Consider the following 25,016-nt stretch of genomic DNA (forward strand, 5'->3'; position numbering starts at 1 on the left):
CGGGGGCAACATGATGACGGGCAGTTTTTCCATTGGCATCATCGGCGGGTCCGGCATGCTGGGCGGCGCCATCGCCCGCGCGCTGCTGCGACAGGGCGACTGGCCCGCGTCGCGGCTGTGGATCTCGAACCGCAGCGGCAGTCGGGCGGGGTTCGACGACCATCCGCACGTGACCGTCACCACCGATAATCAGCAACTGGCCAGCGCCTGTGATCTGATCCTTCTGGCCGTTCCCCCGGAACATGCAGACGATCTGCGAATCCGCGCGAGTGACCGTCTGGTCGTGTCGGTGATGGCGGGGATCACGGTTCAGCGGATCACCCGGCTGACCGGCGCGGCGCGCGTGGTCCGCGCCATGAGCAGTCCGGCCGCCGAACGCGGTCTGGCCTATTCCCCATGGTTCGGCACCGCCGCCTTGACCGCAAGGGATGAGGCCCGCGTCACCGCGCTGTTCACCCCATGCGGGCTGACCGACCGGATCGCGCAGGAAGATCAGATCGACCTCTTCACTGCGATGACCGGGCCGGTGCCGGGCTTTGTTGCCCTGTTTGCGCAGCTCGTGGCCGGCTACGCCACGCAGCACGGCATCCCGCCCCCCATCGCCGATCGCGCCGTGCGCCAGCTTTTTCTGGGCGCGGGCATCATCATGGCCGAGGACGCGAAAAGCCCGGACGAGCATGTGCAAGAGATGATCGACTATGCCGGCACCACGGCTGCCGGACTGCAAAGCCTGCAAGGATCATCCATCGCGCAAGACCTGCGGGCCGGTCTGGACGCATCGGTCGCCCGCGCCCGTGCTCTGGGCGAAACCGACTAGCCCGCATCCCTTTCCAGCGCCGCCAAGTGACGGCACCGGGCTTTCCATATCCCGATATTTCCATTATTCCAGAAATATGGAATCAAAAGACGCGCTCGACTGTTTTGCATCGCTCAGCCAGGCAACCCGTCTGGATGTGTTTCGCCTGCTGGTCCGCTCCGGTGGTGACGGCATGACGGCGGGCGAGATTGCCCAGACGCTGGACGTGCGCGACAACACCCTGTCGACCAATTTGTCGATCCTTTCCAACGCCGGATTGGTGGCCAGGCGGCGCGAGGGTCGCCGGATCCGCTATTTCGCCGACCTGACCACGATGCGGCATCTGGTGGATTATCTGCTCAGCGATTGCTGTGGCGGCAGCCCGGACAAATGCCGTCCTGCGATCAATTCCCTGATCACCGCGTTCGATTCAGCCCGGTGGCAGCAGTCGAGGATGCCCGATGAACCCTTCAACGTGCTGTTCCTCTGCACCGCCAACTCGGCCCGCTCCCTGATCGCAGAGGCCGTTCTGAACGCCGACCCCTCGGGTCGGTTCCGGGCCTATTCGGCGGGCTCTCAGCCCTCGGGGCAACCACATCCGCGAACCTTGCAGCTGCTCGGGCGGCTGGCTCATGACCCAGGCGATATCCGCTCGAAAAGCTGGGATGAATTCGACGGCCCCGACGCCGCCCGCATGGATTTCGTCTTCACCGTTTGCGACAATGCCGCCGGCGAGGTCTGCCCGGTCTGGCCCGGCAATCCGATCACCGCGCATTGGGGCATGCCCGATCCAGCCGCCGCCAGCGGCACCGAGGCGCAGCAGGCCGCAGCCTTCGACGCCACGCACAAGATACTGGCAGCCCGCATGTCGGCCTTTACCAGCCTGCCCATCGCCTCGCTCGACCGCGCCGCGTTGCAGGCCAAGGTGGATGACATCGGCAAGCAGCCCGAACCCACCACAGCTTCATGAGGCCCCTATGACCGATACAGCCACCCTCGATGGCAGCGGACTTGGCACGTTCGAACGTTGGCTTTCCCTCTGGGTGCTGATCGCGATGATCGGCGGCATAGCCATCGGCACGGCCGCGCCCGGGCTGGTGCAGGCCATCGCCGGGGCCGAGGTCGCCTCGATCAACCTGGTGGTCGCGGTGCTGATCTGGGCGATGGTCTACCCGATGATGATCGGCGTCGATTTCGGCGCCGTCGCGCAGGTGGCACGGCAGCCGCGCGGTCTGCTGGTGACGCTGGCGGTCAACTGGCTGATCAAGCCCTTCACCATGGCGTTTCTGGCGGTGCTGTTCTTCGATTACGTCTTTGCCCCGTGGATATCGCCGCAGGACGCCGCGCAATATACCGCCGGGCTGATCCTGCTGGGCGCGGCACCCTGCACGGCGATGGTGTTCGTCTGGTCGCAACTGACCCGCGGGGATGAAACCTATACGCTGGTGCAGGTCTCGGTGAACGACCTGATCATGATCGTCGCCTTCGCGCCCATCGTGGCCCTGCTGCTGGGCGTGACCGAGATCGAGGTGCCCTGGCGCACGCTGATCCTTGCGACGGTGCTCTATGTGGTGCTGCCACTGATCGCCGGCCAGATCACCCGGCGCATCCTTGGCGGCGATACAGCCGCGTTTGCCGCCCGCATCAAGCCCTTCTCGATCATCGGTCTGCTGGCGACCGTGGCCATCCTGTTTGCCTTGCAGGGGCAGGTCATTCTGGACCGGCCACTGGTCATCGCGATGATCGCCGTGCCGATCCTGATCCAGTCCTACGGCATCTTCGCCATTGCCTACGGGGCCGCCCATGCGCTGAAAGTCCCCCATCGCATCGCCGCGCCCTGCGCGCTGATCGGCACGTCGAATTTCTTCGAACTGGCCGTCGCCGTCGCCATCAGCCTCTTTGGCCTGCATTCCGGCGCGGCGCTGGCCACCGTGGTCGGCGTGCTGGTCGAGGTGCCGGTCATGCTGTCGCTGGTGGCCTTTGCCAATCGCACCCGAAACCGCTTTCCCGAGGCTCCGACATGATCGTCATTCACCACAACCCCGACTGCGGCACCTCGCGCAACGTGTTGCAGATCATCCGCAAATCCGGCGCCGAGCCCATCGTGATCGACTATCTGACAACCGGCTGGACCCGCCCGCAACTGCTGGCCCTGTTCGCCGCCGCCGATCTGACCCCGCGACAGGCGCTGCGCACCAGCAAATCGCCAGCGGTTGAACTGGGCCTGACCGACGACGGCATCAGCGACGACACCATTCTGGACGCGATGCTGAAACACCCCGTCCTGGTCAACCGCCCCATCGTCGCCTCGCCCAAAGGGGTGCGGCTGTGCCGTCCGTCGGAAACCGTGCTGCCGCTGCTGGATCAACTGCCGCCCGGTCCGCTCTACAAGGAAGACGGCGCGATGATCCTGAACGAAAGCGGCGACATCGTCGACTGACCCGCGACAACCACCCCCAACCAGATCGAACGCCAAGCCCTGCGCATCGCCAGCCGACAGACGCTGTCCGCGCGCGCGAAGCCGGTGCAAGGCGGTCTAAGCCTTCCCCCTTGGCCGCGCAGATGCTAACGCAGACGCGATAAATACGCCGAGGCACCCGATGGACGACCTGACCCCGCTGCGCCAGCAATGGCTTGACCGCATCAACGCCGCCGCCGATCCGGCCGCGATCGAAGAGGTGCGCCTCGCCGCCCTTGGCAAAAAGGGCGAAATCAGCCTGAAAATGCGCGAATTGGGCAAGATGACGCCCGAACAGCGCCAGACCACCGGCAAGGCGCTGAACGAATTGCGCGATGAACTGGACGCCGCCCTGCGCGCCCGCAAACTGGCGCTGGAAGATGCCGCGCTGGATGCCCGCCTTGCTGGCGAATGGCTGGACGTGACCCTGCCGGGCCGCCCGCGCCCCGCGGGCACCATCCACCCGATTTCGCAGGTGATGGACGAGGTCACGGCGATCTTTGCCGATATGGGCTTTGCCGTGGCCGAAGGGCCGCAGGTCGAAAGCGACTGGTATAATTTCGACGCGCTGAACATCGCGCCCGAACACCCCGCGCGGCAGGAACATGACACGTTTTTCATGCACCGCGAGCCGGGCGATGACCGCCCGCCGCATGTGCTGCGCACACATACCAGCCCGGTCCAGATCCGCGCCATGCAGAACCAGGGCGCGCCGATCCGCGTCATCGCGCCGGGCCGTGTCTACCGCATGGACATGGACCAGACCCACACGCCGATGTTCCACCAGTTGGAGGGGCTGGCCATCGACCGCGACATTTCCATGGCGCAGTTGAAATGGACGCTCGAGGAATTCTGTCGCGCCTTTTTCGAGGTGCCCTCGGTCGAACTGCGCTTTCGCGCCTCGCATTTCCCCTTCACCGAGCCCTCTGCCGAGGTCGATATCCGCTGCTCTTGGGAGGGCGGCCAGTTGAAGATCGGCGAAGGCGATAGCTGGATGGAAATTCTGGGCTCCGGCATGGTCCACCCCCATGTGCTGCGCTCCGCCGGCGTCGATCCCGACGAATGGCAGGGCTTTGCCTTTGGCATGGGCATCGACCGTCTGGCGATGCTGAAATACGGCATCCCGGACCTGCGCGCCTTCTTCGAGGCCGACCTGCGCTGGCTGCGGCACTACGGCTTTGCAGCCGGCGATGTGCCGAGTTTGTCGGGTGGGTTGTCGCGCTAAATGGCGATAAACTTCCACCCGCGCGCTGGGCAGATGCTTGTTGCGGATTTTAGTGATTTGAAAGCACCTGAAATCTGCAAGGTTCGGCCGGTGATTGTTATTTCTCCAAAGTTGCCGTTTCGGTCCGGTCTGGTCGCAGTCGTCCCGGTTAGCTTGACGCCGCCGCGGCAGGACTTACCTTATGTTTTTCGATTGTCGAAGAATTATCATCCGGATTCCCAAGATGATCTGGCATGTTGGGCAAAATGTGATCTCGTAATGAACATCGCACTTTGGAGGCTGAACGGTTTCAAGCTTGGTCGAAGAAAGTGGTCGACGCCCGCCATTTCGCCAGAAGATCTAGTCGGTGTTAGAAAAGCTGTCGCAGCAGGGCTTGGACTAAAGTTTTGACGCAACGCCCCGCCATGTTAGTTGTAAATTCACTTATGGTGTACTATATCAAACAAGTATCCCGAAGTTCGGGCTTTAAGACCTAGATCACTAGGCAGGCTGCCCGCCAGTCGATGACAAGACTTGGGTAGCCTAGATATTGTCACGTCCCAAAGCCCTGCCTCTGGCGGGGCTTTGTGCGTTATGGAGGCCGCGACAACGGTACATATGACGGTGCACCGACGGCCAAAATCCAACCAAATCAAGTTTCGAAGCGCGGGTCGGGCAACGTCCGACCGTTTCCTGGACAGATGCCTCTTCGCCACCTGCACCCCGGCAACCCAAGACACGCGCCGCACCCACACCCAACCGACCGCGCGCAACACCCACCGTTCGCAAGCTGTGTACGCCCTGTGTACGCGCTGTGCGCATGTGGTGCACGCTCTGTGCAGGCCGAAATCCAGCATTTGCTGGGCCTTTCGCAGGGTGCCGCAAAACCCGTGCAACAGTCACCGCGCGCATCTGTGACCGGCGCGCGCAACACCCCGCCTTCACCTCGGCGCCATTTCCGGCCATGCTGACCAAAACAGTGACAGGCAGACGACATGTTCAAGTCGAAGAAACCCAGAACCGAGCCAAAGCTCAGGAAACCGGTCGCGTCCGAGGCGCAGCCCACAGCGCCCACGCCCAAGGTCGCGTCCCGGCCCGCCACCGCGCCCCAGACCTCTGAACCGACCGCAGGCCCAGCATTTGCTGGTGCACCCAGCATCGCCGCGCCCGCCAGCTTTGCCGTCCCCGCCCTTGCCCCCGATCTCTGGCCGACCGAGGACGCGGCGGATGAGGCGGCGCTGCACGCGGCCGAGCATGTGTTCAAACACCTTCTGGCCCGTGTGAAGAACTTTCAGGAAAACCTGCCCGATCACCACGAACTTGGCATCCAACTGGCCAATTTCGGCGGCGTAAAGCCCCTGCATGTGCGCGGGATGGGCTTCAAGAATCCCAACGTGATCGAGTTTTACGGCCTCTTGGACGGTGACAAGAAGGTGGCCGTCGTCCAGCACGTCTCGCAGCTGAACTTCCTGCTGATAGCCGTCCCCCCCGTCGCCGAACAGCAACCCTATCGCATCGGTTTTGGCGCCGAACTGCGTGAGGCAGAAAAGCCCGCATAGGCCGGCTGTCAGGGCATTTCCTCGCCATTTGGGCATTTGCTACTTGCAACTCGCGCGGGATTGGCCACTCTCTGGCGAGAATGTTAGGGCAAACATACGCGATTCGTTGAGAAATCTGAGGGGTAACCATGGCCGGGAAAACAGATCAGCAGGATTGGTGGCGCGGCTCTGTGACCTATCAGATCTATCCGCGCTCTTTCATGGATGCGAATGACGACGGCATCGGTGATCTGGCGGGCATCATCAAGCGGCTGGACTATGTGGCCTCGCTTGGGGTGGACGCGATCTGGCTGTCGCCTGTCTTTACCTCGCCGATGAAGGATATGGGGTACGATGTGTCGGATTATACCGATATCGACCCCAGCTTCGGCACGCTGGACGAATTCGATGCGCTGGTCGACAAGGCCCACAAGCTGGGCCTGAAAGTCATCATCGACCAGGTCCTGTCGCACAGTTCCGACCAGCATGAATATTTCACGGAATCGCGCAGTTCGCGGGACAATCCCAAGGCGGATTGGTATGTCTGGGCCGATCCCAACCATGACGGCACGCCGCCCAATAACTGGCAGTCGATCTTTGGCGGTGCCGCCTGGACCTGGGATTCGCGCCGCCGTCAGTATTATTTCCACAACTTCCTGAAAGAGCAGCCGGACTGGAATTTCCACAATCCCGAGGTTCAGGATTATCTGCTCGATACGATGCGGTTCTGGCTGGATCGCGGTGTCGACGGCTTCCGTCTGGATACGGTCAACTTCTACGTCCATGACAAGCTGCTGCGCGACAATCCGGCGAATTATCTTCCCTGGGCGCAGACCGCGTTGAAGCCATTCGACATGCAGTTCTGCCTGTTTTCCAAGAACCAGCCCGAGAATATCGGTTTTCTGGAACGGATGCGGGCGCTGCTGGACGAATATGACGCGCGCACGACGGTGGGCGAGGTCGGCGACACGCATTTGTCGATCGAGTTGATGGGCGAATATACCAGCGGCAAGCGGCTGCACATGGCCTATTCCTTCGAAATGCTGGGCCCGAATTTCAGCGCCGAACATTTCCGCAGCCGCATCCAGCGGTTCTTCAACGGTGCGCCCGAGGGCTGGCCATGCTGGGCGTTCTCGAACCATGACGTGCCGCGCCATGTGGGTCGCTGGCTGGAACATGCGGCTGATCAGGACGACCTGGCGCGTCAGGCCGCCGCGATGCTGCTGAGCTTCGAGGGCTCTGTCTGCCTGTATCAGGGCGAAGAACTGGGGCTGGTCGACACCGAGCTGAGTTTCGAGGAACTGACCGACCCCGACGGCATCGCGTTTTGGCCCGATTACAAGGGCCGCGATGGGTGCCGCACGCCGATGGTCTGGGATGACAAGGCTGCGAATGGCGGCTTTTCCAAGGCCAACCAGACCTGGCTGCCGGTCAAGGCGCCGCAGCAGGCGCGCGCCGTATCGACCCAGGAGGGGCGCGATGACAGCGTGCTGGCCTTTTACCGCCAGATGCTGGCGCTGCGAAAGTCAGAGCCTGATCTGCGCCTTGGCGATATCCGCTTTCTCGACCTGCCCGAACCGGTTCTGGGCTACACGCGCGGCAAGACGGTGCTCTGCCTGTTCAACCTGTCGGACAAGCCCGTGGATGTGGATCTGCCGCAGAAGATCACGGGTCTGTTAACGCAGGGGGCGACTCTGACGGCGGGACGTGTCAATCTGCAGGCGAACGGTTTCGTGATCGGCCGCACGCAGTCCAACTAGCACCAGCGGCCCGCCGAGACCTTTGCATCAGGAGCAAGCCAGATGACGACAGCCGAACTTCCTCCGCATCTGTCGCAGCAGGATGTGACGCGCTTGCTGGAGGCGCGCCACGACGCCCCGTTTGATGTGCTGGGACCCCACAAGCAGGGGCGCAAGGCATGGCTGACCGCGATCGTGCCCGACGCGGTTTCGCTGACCGCCCGTGTTGGCCGCAAGACCGTGGACCTGCCGCGCATCGAGGGCGCGGTGTTTGGTGGGCCCGTGCCCGCGTCGAAATCGCCCTATCGGCTGACCGCAGCTTTTTCAGACGGGGAAAGCTGGGAATTCGACGATCCCTATCGCTTTGGTCCCGTGCTGGGCGAGATCGACCAATACCTGATCGGCGAGGGCACGCATAACCGTCTGTGGCAGGTGCTGGGTGCCCATGTCCGCAACCACGAGGGCGCTGACGGCACGCATTTCGCCGTTTGGGCGCCGAATGCCGTGCGGGTCTCTGTCACCGGTGATTTCAACCAGTGGGACGGCCGCCGCCACCCGATGCGCCGCGTCGGCCAAACCGGCGTCTGGGAATTGTTCATCCCCGGTCTGGGTGAGGGAACGCTGTACAAATACGAGATCGCACCGCAGCAGGGCGCGCCGTTTTCCAAGGCTGACCCGGTCGGCTTTGGCGCGCAGCATCCGCCGGCGACGGCGTCGGTGGTCCGCGACATCTCGGGCTATGGCTGGAAAGATGACGATTGGATGGCGGCGCGTGCCGAGCGCAATCGCCGCGACCAGCCGATTTCCGTCTACGAGGTCCATCTGGGTTCCTGGCGCCGGACCGAGGGCAACCGGCCGCTCAGCTATAAGGAACTGGCGGTCGAACTGGTCGATTACGCCAAATGGATGGGCTTTACCCATCTGGAATTCATGCCGGTCAGCGAATTTCCCTTTGACGGATCATGGGGTTATCAGCCGGTGGGCATGTACGCGCCGACGATCCGTTTCGGGCCGCCGCACGAGTTCCGCGATCTGGTCGAGGCCGCGCATCAGGCCGGTCTGGGCGTGTTGATGGACTGGGTGCCGGGGCATTTCCCGTCCGACGCGCATGGGCTGGCGACCTTTGACGGCACGCATCTGTACGAACATTCCGACCCGCGTGAGGGGTTTCATCAGGACTGGAACACCCTGATCTATAACTACGGCCGCACCGAGGTCCGCAATTATCTTGTGGCCAACGCGGTTTACTGGCTGGAGGAATATCACCTGGACGGCCTGCGCGTGGATGCCGTCGCCTCGATGCTGTATCGCGATTATTCCCGCGATGACGGCGCCTGGGTGCCCAACAAGGATGGCGGGCGCGAGAATTACGAAGCCATCGATTTCGTGCGCGACATGAACATCCAGGCCTATGGTCATGTCGAGGGCATCATGACCGTGGCCGAGGAATCGACCGCGTTTCCGGGCGTGACCACGCCTGTCGATGCGGGCGGGCTGGGCTTTGGGTTCAAATGGAACATGGGGTGGATGAACGACACCCTGCGCTATATCGAGAAAGATCCGATCTATCGGTCCTTTGATCATCACCTGATGACCTTCCCGATCGATTATTCGTTCTCAGAGAATTTCATTCTGCCGATCAGCCATGACGAGGTCGTGCACGGCAAGGGCAGCATGATCGCCAAGATGCCCGGCAATGAGTGGGAAAAATTCGCCAACCTGCGGGCCTATTACGGATTCATGTGGGGCCATCCGGGCAAAAAGCTGCTGTTCATGGGCTGCGAGTTCGGCCAATGGCAGGAATGGAACCACGATCAATCGCTGGACTGGGACGCGCTGCACGGTGGCTATCAACGCGGCGTGCAGTCGCTGGTGCGTGATCTGAACCATCTGTATCGCGACACGCCTGCGCTGTATCGGCGCGACTGCGATCCATCGGGCTTTCGCTGGATCGCCAATAACCCGGAAAACTCGACCATCGCATTCAGCCGTCTGGGCGAAGCGGGCGATGCGCCGGTGGTGGTGGTGTGCAACTTCACCCCGGTCGAACGCTCGCGCTATCGCGTCGGCCTGCCAATGCCCGGCCATTGGAGCGAGGTGATCAATACCGATGCCGAAACCTATGGTGGTGGCAATCGGGTGAATGCGGATGGGGTGCAAAGCACGCCGCAGGAATGGGATGGGCAGGCCCAATCGGCCGAAATTCGTTTGCCCCCCCTGTCGGTGGTGATTTTGCGATTGGATCAGTAAGCGCGGTTTTATCGCGATGATACGGGAAGAGGGGGACCCGACGATGATCGACGACAGAAGACTTGCACAGCGCTCGATGGCGTTCGTGCTGGCCGGGGGGCGTGGCTCGCGTCTGAAGGAATTGACCGACCGCCGGGTAAAGCCCGCGGTCTATTTCGGCGGCAAGACACGCATCATCGACTTTGCGCTGTCCAACGCGATGAATTCCGGCATCCGCAAGATGGCCGTGGCCACGCAATACAAGGCCCACAGCCTGATCCGCCACTGTCAGCGCGGCTGGAGCTTTTTCCGCGCCGAGCGCAACGAATTCATGGATATCCTGCCCGCCTCGCAGCGGATGGACGAAGAGATGTGGTATCGCGGCACGGCGGATGCGGTGACCCAGAACATCGATATCGTCGACAGCTATGGCATCGACTATATCGTCATCCTCGCCGGGGATCACATCTACAAGATGGATTACGAGATGATGATCCGTCAGCACGTCCAGTCGGGCGCGGATGTGACGGTTGGGTGCCTGACGGTTCCGCGCGAAGAGGCTTCGGCCTTTGGCGTCATGGCGGTGGATGGGGACAGCCGCGTCACCTCGTTTCTGGAAAAGCCCGCCGACCCGCCTTCCACGCCAGAAGATCCCAACAAGGCGCTGGCCTCGATGGGGATCTATGTCTTCGACTGGAAATTCCTGCGTGACCTGCTGCAAAAAGACGCCGAGGACACCAATTCCAGCCATGACTTCGGCCATGATCTGATCCCCGACATCGTCAAGAACGGCAAGGCGGTCGCGCACCGTTTCGATGAGTCCTGCGTGCGCGCGGATGGGGCCGAATCCTATTGGCGCGACGTTGGCACCATCGACGCCTTCTGGGAGGCGAATATCGATCTGACCAATTTCACCCCGACGCTGGATTTGTGGGACCATAACTGGCCGATCTGGACCTATTCCGAAAGCGTGCCGCCGGCCAAGTTCATCCATGATGAAAAAGACCGACGCGGGGTGGCGATCTCATCCATGGTATCGGGCGGTTGCATCATCTCGGGCACCGAGGTGCGCAATTCGCTGTTGTTCACGCAGGTCCACACGAATTCCTACGCGGTTCTGGATCATGCGGTGGTGCTGCCGCATGTGGTGGTCAACCGCTCGGCACGGCTGACGAAATGCGTGATCGACCGTGGCGTGCATATCCCGGCCGGGCTGGTGGTGGGCGAAGACCCGCAAGAGGATGAAAAATATTTCCGCGTCTCGGAAAAAGGCACGACGCTGATCACCAAGGACATGATCGCGAAATGGGAGGCCGCGCAGTGACGCAAGTCCTGTCCGTCGCATCCGAGGTCGCGCCGGTCATCAAGACTGGCGGGCTGGCCGATGTGGCGGGCGCCTTGCCTGCCGCGCTTGCGCCCTTTGGCGTGACGATGCGCACGCTGATGCCGGGCTATCCTCAGGCGATGCGGATGCTGGAGGATGCGCAGCCCGTGGCGCAATTTCAGGATTGCTTTGGCGGCCATGCCGATCTGCTGGCGGGCAAGGCCGGTGGGCTGGATCTGCTGGTGCTGGATGCGCCGCATCTGTTCGAACGCGGTGGCGGACCATATCTGGCGGATGCCGGCACCGACTGGCCCGACAATCCCGAACGCTTTGCCGCGCTAAGCTGGGTCGCGTCCGAGATCGCCAATGGCGCGATCGAGGGCTGGCAGCCTGATATCGTCCATTGTCACGACTGGCAGGCGGGACTGGCGCCCTATTACATCGCCCGCTCGCCCGCTGCGGATCGAGTCAAAACGATCATCACCGTCCACAACATCGCCTTTCAGGGCCTCGCACCGGCATGGAAGATGGGCGCGCTGAAAATCGCGCCCGTCGATTTTACGCCGGACGGCATGGAATATTGGGGGCAGATATCCGCGCTCAAGGCGGGGCTGGTCTTTGCCGATTGGCTGACAACGGTTTCGCCGACCTATGCCGCCGAACTGATGACGGCTGAATTCGGCATGGGGCTGGAAGGCGTGATGCGCGCACGCCGCGACAGCTTTACCGGGATTCTGAACGGAATTGACGAACAGGTCTGGTCGCCCGCCACCGATCCCGCGATCACGCCCTACAAGGCCGCGCGCGGCAAGGCGTCGAACAAGGCCGCACTGCGCAAGGAATTCGGTTTGCGGCAGGCCGACGGCCCGCTTTGCGTGGTGGTGTCGCGCCTGACCGAACAGAAAGGGCTGGATCTGCTGATCGAGGCGCTGCCCACGCTTTTGGATCGCGGCGGGCAATTGGCGCTGCTGGGGTCGGGCGACAAGGGACTGGAGGCTGCCTTTCAACGTGCCGCGGGTCCTGATGTGGGTGTGCGCATCGGCTATGACGAGGCCCTGTCGCACCGGATGATGGCCGGTGGCGATGCGATCCTGGTGCCCTCTCGGTTCGAGCCCTGCGGCCTGACGCAGCTTTACGGGCTGCGCTATGGCGCGATCCCGCTGGTGGCGCTGACGGGGGGGCTGGCCGATACGGTCGTTGCCGCCAATCCGGCCAGCATGGCCCATCAGGTGGCCACCGGGATCCAGTTCCATCCGGTCACGGCGGCGGCACTGGCCGATGCGCTGAACCGCCTGTGCGACCTTTACGCCGACCCTGACCGCTGGACGAAGATGCAGCGGAATGCGATGAGCCAGCCTGTCGGGTGGGACCAATCGGCCGCCCGTTATGCCGAACTGTATGAAAGCTTGCTGGCCGCGCGATGACGAACCGCTTTTACCTGACTGCCGGACGCCCCTATCCTCTGGGCGCAACCTTTGACGGAGAGGGCGTCAATTTCGCCGTCTTCTCGCAGCACGCGACCAAGGTGTCGCTTTGTCTGTTCGATCAGGACGGTCAGGAAAGCGTCATTCTGGATCTGCTGGAGCGTGACGGCCATATCTGGCACAGCTATATCTCGGGGATGCAGCCGGGCCAGCAATATGGCTTTCGCGTGCACGGCCCCTACGATCCGCAGAACGGCCACCGCTTTAACCCGCACAAGCTGCTGATCGACCCCTATGCCAAGCAACTGACCGGCGCGCCTGTCTGGGACGATGCGCTTTACGGCTATACGATTGGCAGCGCCGAGGGTGATCTGAGCTTTGACAAGCGTGACAGCGCGCCTTTCATGCCGCGCAGCGTGGTGGTTGATCCGGCCTTTACCTGGGGCGCGGCGGGCGGCGCGCTGGGCCATCCCTGGAATGAGACGGTCATCTACGAGGCCCATGTCAAAGGGCTGACGGCTGAACGGCGCGATGTGCCGCATGCGGGCAAGTTTCTGGGCATGGCCTCTGATCCGATCCTTGATCACCTGACCAAGCTTGGCATCACGGCGATCGAACTCTTGCCGGTGCAGGCCTTTGTCGATGACCGCTTTCTGGTCGACCGCGGGCTGAGAAACTACTGGGGCTACATGAGTTATGGCTTCTTCGCCCCCGATCCGCGCTATCTTTCGGGCGGCGATATCGCCGAGTTTCAGCAGATGGTCGCGCGGTTTCATTCAGCCGGGATCGAGGTGCTGCTGGACGTGGTCTACAACCACACGGCCGAGGGCGACCAGATGGGCCCGACGATGTGTTTCAAGGGCTTTGACAATGCCAGCTATTACCGGCTGGCCGACAACCGGCGCTATTATCAAGACGATACCGGCTGCGGAAATTCGCTGAACATGGATCATCCCTTCACCCTGCGGCTGGTGATGGATTCGCTGCGCTATTGGGTGCAGGTGATGCGCGTTGACGGGTTCCGGTTCGACCTGGCCTCGACCCTTGCGCGCACCAGCGGCAGCTTTAACCGCGACGCGCCGTTCCTGCGCGCGGTGCGGCAAGACCCGGTGCTGAACAAGGTCAAGCTGATCGCAGAGCCCTGGGATGTCGGCCCCGGCGGCTATCAGCTGGGCGCCTTTCCCGCGCCGTTTTCGGAATGGAACGACCGCTATCGCGATCAGGTTCGTCGGTTCTGGCGGGGCGACAGCGGGATGATGCCGAAACTGTCCAGCCGCGTGGCAGGTTCGTCCGTGCGGTTCGACCATGACGGGCGGCGGGCGACAAGCTCGGTCAATTTTCTGACCTCGCATGACGGGTTCACGCTGATGGACACGGTCAGCTATCACAGCAAGCACAATGAGGCCAATGGCGAAGACAATCGCGATGGCCATGATCATAATTTCTCGGACAACTGCGGTGTCGAAGGGCCCACGGACGATGCCGAGGTGATTGCCCGCCGCGCCCGTCGCCGCCGCAATCTGATGGCCACCTTGATGCTAAGCCAGGGCACGCCGATGATTCTGGCGGGGGACGAATTGGGGAACTCGCAGGACGGCAACAACAACGCCTATGCGCAGGACAACCCCATCGGTTGGGTCAACTGGAAGGACGCCGACGCAGATTTCATGGCGTTCTGCCAACGCATCATCGCGTTTCGCAAGGCCAACCCGATCCTGCGCCAGCGCTGGTTTCTGCATTCGCTGCCGCGCTCGGTCGATGGCAAGCCCGACCTGTTCTGGCGGCGCGCCGATGGCCAGCCGATGACCGTGGATGACTGGGCCAACCCTGAACTGAAGTTTCTGGGAATGGAAATCCGCATGGCGCGCGGCACCCCGGCTTATGAACCGCGCCTTGGGGTGATCTATGTGCTGTTCAACGCAGGCCCCGCTCAGACCGTCATGCTGCCCGACGCGCCAGATGGCCATGTCTGGCGGCGCTGTTTTGACACGGCGCAAGAGGTGTCGCTGGCGGCAGCTGGGGCGAAAACCGCTATTGCCGACAGCTCGGTTGCCGTGTTCGACCTGATTGAAAAGACGAAACCCCGGCCCAAACCAGTGGCCAAAACGGGAAAGGCAGGCTTGGAATGACCCCGCATATCGTCGAGACCACCCCGATCGAGGGGCAAAAGCCCGGCACCAGCGGGCTGCGCAAAAAGACCCGCGTCTTCATGCAGCCGCATTACCTTGAGAACTATGTTCAGGCGATCTTTGACGGGATCGGCGGTGTTCAGGGCAAGGTTCTGATCATAGGCGGCGACGGCCGTTATTTCAACGACCGCGCCATTCAGGTGATCTTGCGCATGGCCGCCGCCAATGGCGCGTCGGGCTGCATCGTGGGGCAGGGGGGGATCTTGTCCACGCCGGCGGCCTCTCATCTGATCCGCAAGCGCGGCACCGATGGCGGGCTGATCCTGTCGGCCAGCCATAACCCCGGCGGCCCCGACGAGGATTTCGGTCTGAAGTATAACGGCCCCAATGGCGGCCCTGCGAATGAGGGCGTCACGGACCGTATCTTTGCCCGGACCAAGGACATCGACAGCTACCGCATTCTGGACGCGCAGGATGTCGATCTGGACCAAATCGCATCGACCACACTTGGCGATATGCAGGTCGAGATCGTCGATCCGGTCACCGATTACGCGGCCCTGATGGAAGAGCTGTTTGATTTCGACGCCCTGCGCGCGCTGTTCGCCGGCGGCTTCCGGATGCGGTTTGACGCAATGCACGCCGTCACCGGACCCTATGCGACCGAGATACTGGAAAACCGACTGGGCGCGCCCAAGGGAACGGTTGTGAACGGCACGCCCTTGCCCGATTTCGGCGGTGGGCATCCCGATCCGAACCCGATCTGGGCCAAGGATCTGATGGATCACATGTATGCCGAGGACGGGCCGGATTTCGGCGCGGCCTCGGATGGGGATGGCGACCGCAACATGATCGTCGGCGCAAACTGCTATGTCAGCCCCTCGGACAGTTTGGCGGTGTTGGCTGATCTGGCGCATCTGGCGCCGGGTTATGCCAAGGGTCTGGCAGGGATCGCGCGCTCTATGCCCACGTCCGAGGCTGCCGATCGTGTCGCTGCGGCCAAGGGTATCGACTGCTACGCCACTCCGACCGGATGGAAGTTCTTCGGCAATTTGCTGGATGCCGGCCGCGCCACGATCTGCGGCGAGGAAAGCGCCGGCACCGGATCGGACCATGTGCGCGAAAAGGACGGGCTTTGGGCCGTGTTGCTATGGCTGAACATTCTGGCCGCGACAGACAAATCGGTGATGCAGGTGATGACCGATCACTGGGCACGCTATGGCCGCAACTACTATTCGCGCCATGATTATGAGGCCGTCGATACCGCTGCCGCCAACCAGTTGATGGATGATCTGCGCGCCAGTTTCGGCAGTCTGCCGGGACAAAGCTTTGGCCCGCTGACGGTCGAGACGGCGGACGAGTTCGCCTATGACGATCCGGTGGATGGCTCGCGCTCGAGCGGGCAGGGCATCCGTGTCGCCTTCGCCTCGGGCGGGCGGGTGATGTATCGCCTGTCGGGCACCGGCACCGAGGGCGCGACGCTGCGGGTCTATCTGGAGCGGCTGGAGACCGATCCGGATGCGCTGGCGCAGGACGCGCAGGCGGCGCTGGCCTCGGTGATTGCGGCGGCTGACCAGATCGCCGGCATTCGCAAACGGACAGGCCGCGACGCGCCCGATGTGATCACCTGAACGCAGGGCATTGCGGCAATCGCTGAAAAACATCGCGCCCTGACCGGTCAACACATGCCGGTCAGGGCGTTTGAATGATCAAGCCTGGGGGTGGTCAGATCTCGGGGACCAGAACTTCGCGCTTGCCGACATGGTTCGCGCTGCTGACCACGCCCTGATCTTCCATCTGCTCGACGATCCGCGCGGCCTTGTTATAGCCGATGGACAGTTTGCGCTGGATGTAGCTGGTCGAGCATTTGCGATCCTTGGCCACGATCATCACCGCCTGATCGTAAAGCTGATCGTCGCCGCCATCACCGCTGCCAAGACCCAGCACCGCGTCGATATCGGATGCGACCTCGTCCTCGGGCCCTTCGACTACGCCCGACTTGTAGCTGGGCGGGCCAAAGGATTTCAGGTGGTTGACGATCTCTTCGACCTCTTCGTCGCTGACGAACGGGCCGTGCACGCGGCTGACGCGACTGCCCGCGCCCATGTAAAGCATGTCGCCCTGACCCAGCAATTGCTCGGCGCCCTGTTCACCCAGAATGGTCCGGCTGTCGATTTTCGAGGTGACCTGAAAACTGATCCGGGTGGGGAAGTTGGCCTTGATCGTGCCGGTGATGACATCGACCGAGGGGCGCTGCGTGGCCATGATCAGGTGAATGCCCGATGCCCGCGCCATCTGTGCCAGACGCTGAATGCAGGCCTCGATTTCCTTGCCGGCGACCATCATCAGGTCGGCCATCTCGTCGACGACGACGACGATATAGGGGAAGGTCTCGGGCTGGAATTCCTCGGTCTCGAAGATGGGTTCGCCGGTATCCTCGTCAAAGCCGGTCTGAACGGTGCGCTTGAACATTTCGTCCTTCGACAGCGCCTCGCGGACGCGGCTGTTATAGCCCTCGATGTTGCGCACGCCCATCTTGGACATCTTGCGATAGCGTTCCTCCATCTCGCTGACGACCCATTTCAGCGCGACGACGGCCTTCTTTGGGTCGGTGACGACGGGGGATAGCAGATGCGGGATGCCGTCATAGACCGACAGTTCCAGCATCTTGGGGTCGATCATGATCATCCGGCATTCGTCCGGCGTCAGCTTGTAGAGAAGCGACAGGATCATGGTGTTGATGGCCACGGATTTACCCGAGCCGGTTGTCCCGGCGATCAGCAAATGCGGCATCTTGGCAAGGTTCGCGACGATGGGTTCGCCGCCGATATCCTTGCCCAGTGCCAGCGGCAGCGGATGCGTGCCGTCGCCGAACTGGCGGGCCGACAGGATTTCGCGCAGCACCACCTTTTCGCGGCGCTGGTTGGGCAGTTCGATGCCGATCACGGTGCGGCCCGGAACGGTGCTGACGCGCGCCGACAGCGCCGACATGGACCGCGCGATATCATCAGCCAAACCGATCACACGGCTGGCTTTCAGGCCCGGCGCGGGTTCCAATTCGTACAGCGTGACGACCGGGCCGGGGCGAACCTCGGTGATCTGGCCCTTTACGCCATAATCGTCCAGCACGGCCTCCAGCATCCGCGCGTTTTCCTGCAGCGCCTCTTGGCTCAGTTGCAGGCGTTCGCTGGCGACTGCGGCGGTCAGCAGGGCAAGCGGCGGCTTTTCATAGCCCGAACTGGTTTCGTCAAAGCGCAACGAGGGTTGTGCCTCGGCCTGTGCCTGACGCGACGGAGCGGTGGGTTTTGACTTGGGCGGCACGACAACGCGCGCATTGTCCGCGCCAAAGGGATAGGCCTCTGCCGCTTCGACGGGCTCTGCCTGCGCGGCAGCGTTCTGCCCGCCATCCTCGCGTGCCAGACGCGCCGCAACCGCCGCCAGAACCGAGGGCCGGCTGGCGCGGGACTGGATCGCGTCGGTGATGCGGTGATTGACCTCTTCGGCCGAGGGCGCATCGCCATCGTAATCTGCGCTGCGGTCGACCAGTTCCGGCTCGGGCCAGTCTTCGGTCAGGTCATCGCCCTGTTCGGTCGCAGGTTGGCCGCGCAAACGGGCCAGCAAACCGGGCGCGCGGGGTTCTGCCTGGTGCTCGGGCTGCGCGGCGACGGTGCCGTCGCGCGATTGCGCGCGTTTCTCGCGCAGTTTCTGCGCCGCCCTGGCAGAGGCGACAGCGCCGCGCCCGGCCAACCGCATCGCCATGTCATAGGCCGTTACCAGCCCGATCACAAAGCGCCGCCACATGGCCCGCATCTCGGTCCGGTCAATGCCCAGCACAAAGCCGGTAAAGGCCAGCGCGCCAGCAGCAACCAGCAAGGCGACCAGCTTGATGCCGATATGAGGGCTGAATGGCAGGACGGTCAGGACCGCGCCCATTACCATGTCGCCGAAATGCCCGCCCAGACCGTAATTCTGCGCCCAATCGGCGGGCGGCACCATCGAGGTTGCATAGATCGACCACAGCGCCACGGCGATTGGCAGAAAGATCGCGCGCATGATCCGTTCTTCGCCCTGATGCAGCATCAGCCGCAGGCCCCAGACGACCGCACCGACGACCAGCACCCACGAGCCGTAACCCGCAATCATCATCAGCGGCGAGGCGACATAGGCGCCAAAGGTTCCCAGCAGGTTTTCAGCCGGCTGATCGGTGGCGGACAGAAAGCTGGGATCGTCCGCCGACCAACTGATCAGCATCATCGCCAGAACGATGCCAATCGTCACCAGCCCGGCACCCAGCAATTCCTTGCCGCGCCGTTCCAGTGCCGCCTGCGTCGTCTGATCGAACAGCGGATCGCGGTGTTTCGCCTGCCAGCTTGCCATGCCCTTATCCCTCGCCGTTACTCGTTCTTGTTCTTGTCATAGATGACGGCTTTCAGCCGTTTCAGCGCCGCTTCGGTTTCGTCCGCCGTTGCGACCAGTGCGACGCGAATGAACCCCGCGCCCGGGTTTTGTCCGTTGACCTCGCGTGACAGGTAGCTGCCCGGCAGCACCTGAATGCCCGCCTCGCGCCACAGTGTCATCGCCGCGGCCTCGCCATCCTCGACCGGCAGCCACAGGAAAAACCCGCCTTCGGGGCCACGATAGCCCGGTACATTGCCAAGCACCCGGTCGGCTACGGCGTATTTTTCCTGATAGAGCGCCAGACTTGCGGCGACGTGGTCCTCGTCTTGCCAGGCGGCCTGGCTGATATGTTGCGCCGGCAGCGACAGCGGCGCGCCGGCAAAGCTGCGCAATTTCCGGATCTGCGCGATATTGGCCGCGCTGCCCGCCACAAACCCCGATCGAAGGCCGGGCAGATTGGAACGTTTGCTGAGCGAATTAAAGATCAGCACGCGGTCTGCCAGGCCCAACCTGGTCGCCACGGCCAGCGCACCTGGTGGCGGCGCATCGCGGTAGATCTCGGAATAGCATTCGTCGGCAAAGACCAGAAAATCATGCTTGTCGGCCAGCAGCAGCAACTGTTCCAGATAGTCGCTGCTTGCAATCGCGCCCTGCGGATTGGCGGGCGAGCAGATATAGGCAATGGCCGTGCGATCCAGCAGATCGGTGGGCAGCGCCGCGTAATCGGGCAGGTTGCCGGTATCCGTGGTTGCGGCAACATAGACCGGGTCAGCCTGCACCGCCGCGGCCGCCACCGCATAGACCTGATAAAACGGGTTCGGCATCAGCACGGCCGGACGCTGTGCGTTCTTGGTTTCGGGGCACAGCGCCAGCGCGGCGTTGAACAGCCCCTCGCGCGTGCCGTTCAGCGCCATGATCTGGTCCGGCGTCACCTCGACGCCATAACGCCGCGCGATCCAGCCGCCAATCGCCTCTAGCAGGCCTACAGTGCCTTCATTGGTGGGGTATTTCGCGAATTCGCCAATATTCTCGGCCATGACGCTTGCGACAAAATCAGGCATGGCATGGCGCGGCTCGCCAATGGTCATCACCATCGGCTCGCCGCCGGGCTGGACACCCGACAACAGCTTCCGCAGGCGCGGAAACGCATAATCCGGGAGGTTCGAAAACCGCTCGGGGATCGCCATTACTGCCTCACTTCCGGGATCTTTTGCCCCGCATTGTCATCAGATTAGCGTGATCGCCCGCCTGCGTCCAGCCAAACGGCTGTTCGCGGCACGATGTTGTGGCTTTTTGGTTCGGCTGCATCACCCGCCGCCGCTATCCCAAAGCCGCCTCGATCGCGGTGGCCACCCTCAGCAATCGCCGATCATCGCCTGTCGCGCCCATCGCCATAAAGCCGCAGCCCGGTTGTCCGGTCGGAATGGTCGCCGAAGGCAGGTCCAGCAGATTGCCGATGCGGGTATTGCGCAGGGTCAGCAGGTTCGAGGTCACGAAGTAGTCGTGATCGCTGTTCAGCCGTTCCACATCCGGCGGCAGGATCGCGACCGTTGGCAGGATCACGGCGTCATAGCCCGCGACAAGCGCGTGCCATTCCTGACGCAACCGCACCAGGGCCTCCCAAGCCGAAACATAATCGGGGGCGCTGACCTCGGCCCCGCCGCGGAACCGCTCCAGGATCGGCGGGTGCATGACCTCTGGCGCAGCTTCGATCTGATCGCGCCAGATGCCGTAAGCCTCGGGCGCAAAGAGCAGGGGCGACAGCGCCATGGCGCGCGCCACGCAATCAGGCGATGCCCGCGAAATGACCGCGCCTGCGGCAGCCAAACGGGTCACGGCATCTTCAAACGCGCTGACCGGGCCTTCTTGTGCGTCGTCGAAGGGTACGCCCTCCAGCACCATCAGCCGCAGACCGTTTGCGGACACCTCGGTCAGATCGACGGGCCGGTCGCCACGCAGGGCAGCGAACAGCAGCGCGCAATCCTCGACCGTGCGGGCAAGCGGTCCAACGACGTCGAACTTGCGGCACAGCGGCACAACCCCGGTGCCGCTGGTCGCGCCATGGCTTGGCTTGAAGCCCACCAGCCCGTTCCAGGCCGAAGGCACGCGGATCGAGCCGCCGGTATCCGACCCGATCGTCGCCGCTGCCAGACCCAATGCAACCGACACCGCACTGCCGCTGCTGGACCCGCCGGGGGCAAGTCCTGCATCCAGCGCATTGGGTGGGGTCGCGGTCATGGGGTTCAGGCCCAGCCCGGAAAATGCCAGTTCGGTCAGATGTGTCTTGCCCAGACAGACAGTGCCGGTCGCGGTGGCATTGGCCAGCGTCACTGCGTCATGCGCAGGCTTGCGGCCCTTGAGCAGGCGCGATCCGCCCTCGGTCGCGATGCGGGCGCTGTCGATATTGTCCTTCCAGCTGATCGCCACGCCGTCCAGCAGACTGCGCCGCATCTCGGCCTTGGCGCGGTCATGGGCGGCAATTGCCTCGGCCTTGGCGCGGTCGGGTGTGACCCGGGCAAAGATCCGTTTGGCGTAGGGATTGGCCTCGATGGCCGCCAGATAGGCCTGCGTCTGATCGACCGGGTCAAGCAGGCCTGCCATGATCGCGCGACCCTGCTCTGCCGCTGACGCGGTCAGCCAATCCATCAGAAGTCCACCGCGAGGCCGTTCTTTTCGTAATCGCCATAGCGCACCGCCTCGGCCCCGTCGCGGCCGCCATATTCCTTGGGCAGCGGCGGCTGGCTTGCCGATTTGCGGCGGCGTTCGTCTGCTTCGGCCAGCGCGCGTTGCGCGGCATCGGGGATGTCTTGCTTTTCGGTCATGGTCTTGGACCTTCATTGCGCCTATGTGTCTGACTTTGGTTTAGGCGAAGGAAGTCGATTTGGCAAAGGTTCAGGATGGCGCGCGCAAGGGGGCGCTGATGCTGCTGGCAGAGATGCGCGAAGGGCGGTCGCTTTCGGATCAGGCCGCGCGGCTGGGACATCTGGCGCAGGCAGATCGCGCAAGGGCCGGTCGACTGGCTCTGGTGACGCTGCGCCATCGCAACCGGGCCGATGCGGTCCTGCGCCGGTTCATGCAGCGCCGTCCGCGTCCTGATATCGAGGATCTGCTGCGTCTATCGACCGTCGAACTGCTGGAACTGGGCGAGGCGCCGCATGGCGTCGTCAATGCCGCCGTCGATCTGGTGCGTGGGATGGGCAAGAAGGCGCAGGCCTCGGCCGGGCTGGTGAACGCGGTGCTGCGCAAGGTCTCAACGGTTACGGATTGGTCCGAACTGCCCGTGCAGCGCCTGCCGAAATGGCTGCGCTCGCCGCTGGTCTCGACCTATGGCGCCGACACCGTCGCGGCCATCGAGGCCGCGCATCAGGCGGGCGCGCCGCTGGATCTGACGTTGAAATCCGGCGCAGCGGTCGAGGGTGAACTGCTGCCGACCGGATCGGTGCGACTGGCGGGGACGCCGCAGCTGTCGGCGCTGCCGGGCTATGAGGCCGGCGCTTGGTGGGTGCAGGATGCCGCCGCCGCGCTGGCGGCGCGTCTGCTGGACGCGCAGCCGGGTGAGCGGGTTGTGGATCTGTGTGCCGCGCCCGGTGGCAAGACGCTGCAACTTGCGGCGGCTGGCGCGCAGGTCACGGCGGTGGATATCAGCGAGCAGCGGATGGCGCGGGTGGCCGAGAACCTTGCGCGCTGCGGGCTGAGCGCGGATCTGGTGGTGGCCGATGTACTGGAGTGGCAACCCGCCACGCCGCCCGATGCGGTGCTGCTGGATGCGCCCTGCACGGCCACCGGCACCATTCGCCGCCATCCCGACCTGCCGCTGGTTCGTGACGGGCGCGGGGTGGGCGAATTGACGTCATTGCAGGCCGAGATGATCGACCGCACCGTCCAGATGCTGCCGGTTGGCGGGCGGCTGGTCTATGCGACTTGTTCGCTGTTGCCCTCTGAGGGTGAGGATCAACTGACCGCTGCCCTGACGCGGCACCCGGGCATGACGGTGATCCGGCCCGATTTTCCGGGGATCGAACCCGATTGGATCACCCCGCAGGGCGGCTTGCGGTTGCGGCCTGATTACTGGGCGGATCGCGGCGGCATGGACGGGTTCTTCATCGCGGCATTGCGGAAAACGGCCTAGGCGCTGGACCTTGGCCTGCAGGGGCGGTAACTGACCGCCAAACCACGTCCGAGGACCCACATGACCGACCTGATCCCGATGCGACGCGCGCTGATTTCCGTTTCTGACAAGACCGGGTTGATTGATTTCGCCCGCAAGCTGGAAAGCCGGGGGATCGAGATCCTGTCCACCGGTGGATCGGCCCGCGCCATGCGCGAGGCAGGGCTGACGGTTGTGGATGTCGCCGACGTGACCGGTTTTCCCGAAATGATGGACGGTCGCGTGAAAACCCTGCACCCGGCGGTGCATGGCGGCCTGCTGGCGCTGCGCGACAATGAAGAGCATCTGGCCGCGATGGAGGCCCATGGCATTGGCCCGATCGACCTGCTGGTGGTGAACCTTTATCCCTTTGAGGAAACGGTGGCCAAGGGCGGCGACTATGCCGAATGCATCGAGAATATCGACATCGGCGGGCCTGCGATGATCCGGGCGGCGGCCAAGAACCACGGCTTTGTCAATGTGATCGTCGATGTGCAGGATTACGACGCGCTGCTGGCCGAGTTGAATGAGCATGACGACCGCACCGGCCTGCCGTTCCGGCAACGGCTGGCGCAGACCGCCTATGCCCGCACGGCGGCTTATGATGCGGCGGTGTCGAACTGGATGGCAGGCGCCATTGGCGAGGAAACCCCGCGTCGCCGCGCCTTTGCCGGCACGCTGGCGCAAGGGCTGCGCTATGGCGAAAACCCGCATCAGGCCGCGGCCTTCTATACCACGGGCGAGGCGCGTCCGGGTGTGTCCACCGCGCGCCAGTGGCAGGGCAAGGAGCTGTCTTACAACAACATCAACGATACCGATGCTGCGTTTGAACTGGTCGCCGAATTCGACCCGGCAAGCGGCCCTGCCTGCGCGATCATCAAACATGCCAACCCCTGCGGCGTGGCGCGCGGCGAGACGGCCATCGAGGCCTATCGACGCGCTTTCGACTGTGACCGCACATCGGCCTTTGGCGGCATTGTGGCGCTGAACCAGCCGCTGGATGGCGCGACGGCCGAGGAAATCGTCAAGATCTTTACCGAGGTGGTCATCGCGCCCGATGCGGATGAGGATGCCAAACGCGTCTTTGCCACCAAGAAGAACCTGCGCCTGCTGACCACCGGCGGCTTGCCCGATCCGTTGTCCATCGGCATGACCTTCCGGCAAGTGGCGGGCGGCTTTCTGGCGCAGGGTCGCGATAATGGCCATGTCGGCGCGGATGCGCTGAAGGTGGTCAGCCAGCGTCAGCCCTCGGACGGTGAAATGGCCGATCTGATGTTTGCCTGGACGGTCGCCAAACATGTGAAATCCAACGCCATCGTTTATGCCAAGGATCTGGCCACGGTGGGTATTGGCGCGGGTCAGATGAGCCGCGTGGACAGCACCCGGATCGGGCGTCGCAAATCCGAGGACATGGCTGAGGCGCTGCAACTGCCACTGCCGCTGACCGTCGGCTCGGCGGTCGCGTCGGATGCGTTCTTTCCCTTTGCTGACGGGATCGAGGCCTTGGCCGATGCCGGCGCCAAGGCGGTGATCCAGCCCGGCGGCTCGATGCGCGACGCCGAGGTGATCGAGGCCGCCGACCGTCTGGGTCTGGCCATGGTCTTTACCGGCCAACGTCATTTCCGGCACTGAA

Annotated in this window: 19 protein-coding genes; 15 read left to right on the forward strand and 4 right to left on the reverse strand. The window is 63.3% G+C overall.

Annotated elements, in window-relative coordinates:
* Positions 1-10: 10 nt before the first annotated feature.
* From CUV01_RS08685 to CUV01_RS08745, 13 genes are all read left to right on the forward strand, one after another.
* Positions 11-817 carry a pyrroline-5-carboxylate reductase family protein gene (locus tag CUV01_RS08685; protein ID WP_232962651.1) on the forward strand — a complete coding sequence of 269 codons (807 nt, stop codon included), beginning with the start codon at positions 11-13 and terminating at the stop codon, positions 815-817.
* A gap of 76 nt (positions 818-893) precedes the next feature.
* The gene (locus tag CUV01_RS08690; RefSeq protein ID WP_101460125.1) at positions 894-1,766 is read left to right on the forward strand and encodes a metalloregulator ArsR/SmtB family transcription factor; all 873 of its coding nucleotides are present in this window, start codon (positions 894-896) and stop codon (positions 1,764-1,766) included.
* A 7-nt stretch (positions 1,767-1,773) separates the two neighbouring features.
* Complete coding sequence (gene arsB / locus CUV01_RS08695) at positions 1,774-2,820, forward strand: ACR3 family arsenite efflux transporter (RefSeq protein WP_101460126.1); 1,047 nt, start codon at positions 1,774-1,776, stop codon at positions 2,818-2,820.
* Positions 2,817-3,236, forward strand: a complete 420-nt coding sequence (locus CUV01_RS08700; RefSeq protein WP_101460127.1) for an arsenate reductase family protein — start codon at positions 2,817-2,819, stop codon at positions 3,234-3,236. The genes arsB and CUV01_RS08700 overlap by 4 nt, the downstream gene beginning before the upstream one ends.
* 160 nt (positions 3,237-3,396) lie before the next feature.
* The gene (gene pheS / locus CUV01_RS08705; protein WP_101460128.1) at positions 3,397-4,479 is read left to right on the forward strand and encodes a phenylalanine--tRNA ligase subunit alpha; all 1,083 of its coding nucleotides are present in this window, start codon (positions 3,397-3,399) and stop codon (positions 4,477-4,479) included.
* Positions 4,480-4,869: a type II toxin-antitoxin system PemK/MazF family toxin gene (locus CUV01_RS08710; protein WP_101460129.1), complete on the forward strand. Its 390-nt coding sequence runs from the start codon at positions 4,480-4,482 to the stop codon at positions 4,867-4,869. It abuts the gene before it with no gap.
* A gap of 584 nt (positions 4,870-5,453) precedes the next feature.
* On the forward strand, positions 5,454-6,017 hold the full coding sequence (locus CUV01_RS08715) for a DUF6173 family protein (RefSeq protein WP_101460130.1): 564 nt from the start codon (positions 5,454-5,456) through the stop codon (positions 6,015-6,017).
* A 128-nt stretch (positions 6,018-6,145) separates the two neighbouring features.
* Positions 6,146-7,756, forward strand: coding sequence for an alpha-glucosidase family protein (locus CUV01_RS08720; RefSeq protein ID WP_101460131.1), 1,611 nt, complete (start codon positions 6,146-6,148; stop codon positions 7,754-7,756).
* Between the two features lie 42 nt (positions 7,757-7,798).
* Positions 7,799-9,985, forward strand: a complete 2,187-nt coding sequence (glgB, locus tag CUV01_RS08725; RefSeq protein ID WP_101460132.1) for a 1,4-alpha-glucan branching protein GlgB — start codon at positions 7,799-7,801, stop codon at positions 9,983-9,985.
* 43 nt (positions 9,986-10,028) lie between these two features.
* Positions 10,029-11,288, forward strand: a complete 1,260-nt coding sequence (gene glgC, locus CUV01_RS08730; protein WP_101461970.1) for a glucose-1-phosphate adenylyltransferase — start codon at positions 10,029-10,031, stop codon at positions 11,286-11,288.
* On the forward strand, positions 11,270-12,712 hold the full coding sequence (gene glgA / locus CUV01_RS08735) for a glycogen synthase GlgA (RefSeq protein WP_101460133.1): 1,443 nt from the start codon (positions 11,270-11,272) through the stop codon (positions 12,710-12,712). Before glgC ends, glgA begins: the two co-directional genes overlap by 19 nt.
* Positions 12,709-14,841, forward strand: a complete 2,133-nt coding sequence (glgX, locus tag CUV01_RS08740) for a glycogen debranching protein GlgX (protein ID WP_101460134.1) — start codon at positions 12,709-12,711, stop codon at positions 14,839-14,841. The genes glgA and glgX overlap by 4 nt, the downstream gene beginning before the upstream one ends.
* Positions 14,838-16,469, forward strand: a complete 1,632-nt coding sequence (locus CUV01_RS08745; RefSeq protein WP_101460135.1) for an alpha-D-glucose phosphate-specific phosphoglucomutase — start codon at positions 14,838-14,840, stop codon at positions 16,467-16,469. Before glgX ends, CUV01_RS08745 begins: the two co-directional genes overlap by 4 nt.
* A 94-nt stretch (positions 16,470-16,563) precedes the next feature.
* Here CUV01_RS08745 and CUV01_RS08750 read toward each other — a convergent pair whose 3' ends face one another.
* The 4 genes from CUV01_RS08750 to CUV01_RS08765 all read right to left on the reverse strand — a co-directional run bounded on the left by CUV01_RS08750 (position 16,564) and on the right by CUV01_RS08765 (position 22,058).
* Positions 16,564-19,215, reverse strand: a complete 2,652-nt coding sequence (locus CUV01_RS08750) for a DNA translocase FtsK (RefSeq protein WP_101460136.1) — start codon at positions 19,213-19,215, stop codon at positions 16,564-16,566.
* A 17-nt stretch (positions 19,216-19,232) separates the two neighbouring features.
* Positions 19,233-20,423 carry an aminotransferase class I/II-fold pyridoxal phosphate-dependent enzyme gene (locus CUV01_RS08755; protein WP_101460137.1) on the reverse strand — a complete coding sequence of 397 codons (1,191 nt, stop codon included), beginning with the start codon at positions 20,421-20,423 and terminating at the stop codon, positions 19,233-19,235.
* A 133-nt stretch (positions 20,424-20,556) separates the two neighbouring features.
* Positions 20,557-21,882, reverse strand: a complete 1,326-nt coding sequence (locus tag CUV01_RS08760; protein WP_101460138.1) for an amidase — start codon at positions 21,880-21,882, stop codon at positions 20,557-20,559.
* On the reverse strand, positions 21,882-22,058 hold the full coding sequence (locus CUV01_RS08765; RefSeq protein ID WP_101460139.1) for a DUF1674 domain-containing protein: 177 nt from the start codon (positions 22,056-22,058) through the stop codon (positions 21,882-21,884). Before CUV01_RS08765 ends, CUV01_RS08760 begins: the two co-directional genes overlap by 1 nt.
* A gap of 98 nt (positions 22,059-22,156) precedes the next feature.
* Between CUV01_RS08765 and CUV01_RS08770 the strand changes: the two genes are divergently transcribed.
* Positions 22,157-23,365: an RsmB/NOP family class I SAM-dependent RNA methyltransferase gene (locus CUV01_RS08770; protein ID WP_101461971.1), complete on the forward strand. Its 1,209-nt coding sequence runs from the start codon at positions 22,157-22,159 to the stop codon at positions 23,363-23,365.
* A 60-nt stretch (positions 23,366-23,425) separates the two neighbouring features.
* Positions 23,426-25,015, forward strand: a complete 1,590-nt coding sequence (gene purH / locus CUV01_RS08775; RefSeq protein WP_101460140.1) for a bifunctional phosphoribosylaminoimidazolecarboxamide formyltransferase/IMP cyclohydrolase — start codon at positions 23,426-23,428, stop codon at positions 25,013-25,015.
* Position 25,016 lies beyond the last annotated feature (1 nt).

It is taken from the genome of Paracoccus tegillarcae, from assembly GCF_002847305.1.
Classification (GTDB): domain Bacteria; phylum Pseudomonadota; class Alphaproteobacteria; order Rhodobacterales; family Rhodobacteraceae; genus Paracoccus; species Paracoccus tegillarcae.

What these genes read in the sequence shown, in the direction of transcription:
- CUV01_RS08715 (WP_101460130.1), top strand. Translation starts at nt 5,454, where the DNA reads ATGTTCAAGTCGAAGAAACCCAGAACCGAGCCAAAGCTCAGGAAACCG.
- CUV01_RS08685 (WP_232962651.1), top strand. Translation starts at nt 11, where the DNA reads ATGATGACGGGCAGTTTTTCCATTGGCATCATCGGCGGGTCCGGCATG.
- CUV01_RS08745 (WP_101460135.1), top strand. Translation starts at nt 14,838, where the DNA reads ATGACCCCGCATATCGTCGAGACCACCCCGATCGAGGGGCAAAAGCCC.
- CUV01_RS08700 (WP_101460127.1), top strand. Translation starts at nt 2,817, where the DNA reads ATGATCGTCATTCACCACAACCCCGACTGCGGCACCTCGCGCAACGTG.
- CUV01_RS08690 (WP_101460125.1), top strand. Translation starts at nt 894, where the DNA reads ATGGAATCAAAAGACGCGCTCGACTGTTTTGCATCGCTCAGCCAGGCA.
- CUV01_RS08765 (WP_101460139.1), bottom strand. Translation starts at nt 22,058, where the DNA reads ATGACCGAAAAGCAAGACATCCCCGATGCCGCGCAACGCGCGCTGGCC.
- arsB (WP_101460126.1), top strand. Translation starts at nt 1,774, where the DNA reads ATGACCGATACAGCCACCCTCGATGGCAGCGGACTTGGCACGTTCGAA.
- glgB (WP_101460132.1), top strand. Translation starts at nt 7,799, where the DNA reads ATGACGACAGCCGAACTTCCTCCGCATCTGTCGCAGCAGGATGTGACG.
- purH (WP_101460140.1), top strand. Translation starts at nt 23,426, where the DNA reads ATGACCGACCTGATCCCGATGCGACGCGCGCTGATTTCCGTTTCTGAC.
- CUV01_RS08770 (WP_101461971.1), top strand. Translation starts at nt 22,157, where the DNA reads ATGCTGCTGGCAGAGATGCGCGAAGGGCGGTCGCTTTCGGATCAGGCC.
- CUV01_RS08755 (WP_101460137.1), bottom strand. Translation starts at nt 20,423, where the DNA reads ATGGCGATCCCCGAGCGGTTTTCGAACCTCCCGGATTATGCGTTTCCG.
- CUV01_RS08720 (WP_101460131.1), top strand. Translation starts at nt 6,146, where the DNA reads ATGGCCGGGAAAACAGATCAGCAGGATTGGTGGCGCGGCTCTGTGACC.
- glgA (WP_101460133.1), top strand. Translation starts at nt 11,270, where the DNA reads ATGGGAGGCCGCGCAGTGACGCAAGTCCTGTCCGTCGCATCCGAGGTC.
- CUV01_RS08710 (WP_101460129.1), top strand. Translation starts at nt 4,480, where the DNA reads ATGGCGATAAACTTCCACCCGCGCGCTGGGCAGATGCTTGTTGCGGAT.
- CUV01_RS08750 (WP_101460136.1), bottom strand. Translation starts at nt 19,215, where the DNA reads ATGGCAAGCTGGCAGGCGAAACACCGCGATCCGCTGTTCGATCAGACG.
- glgX (WP_101460134.1), top strand. Translation starts at nt 12,709, where the DNA reads ATGACGAACCGCTTTTACCTGACTGCCGGACGCCCCTATCCTCTGGGC.
- glgC (WP_101461970.1), top strand. Translation starts at nt 10,029, where the DNA reads ATGATCGACGACAGAAGACTTGCACAGCGCTCGATGGCGTTCGTGCTG.
- pheS (WP_101460128.1), top strand. Translation starts at nt 3,397, where the DNA reads ATGGACGACCTGACCCCGCTGCGCCAGCAATGGCTTGACCGCATCAAC.
- CUV01_RS08760 (WP_101460138.1), bottom strand. Translation starts at nt 21,882, where the DNA reads ATGGATTGGCTGACCGCGTCAGCGGCAGAGCAGGGTCGCGCGATCATG.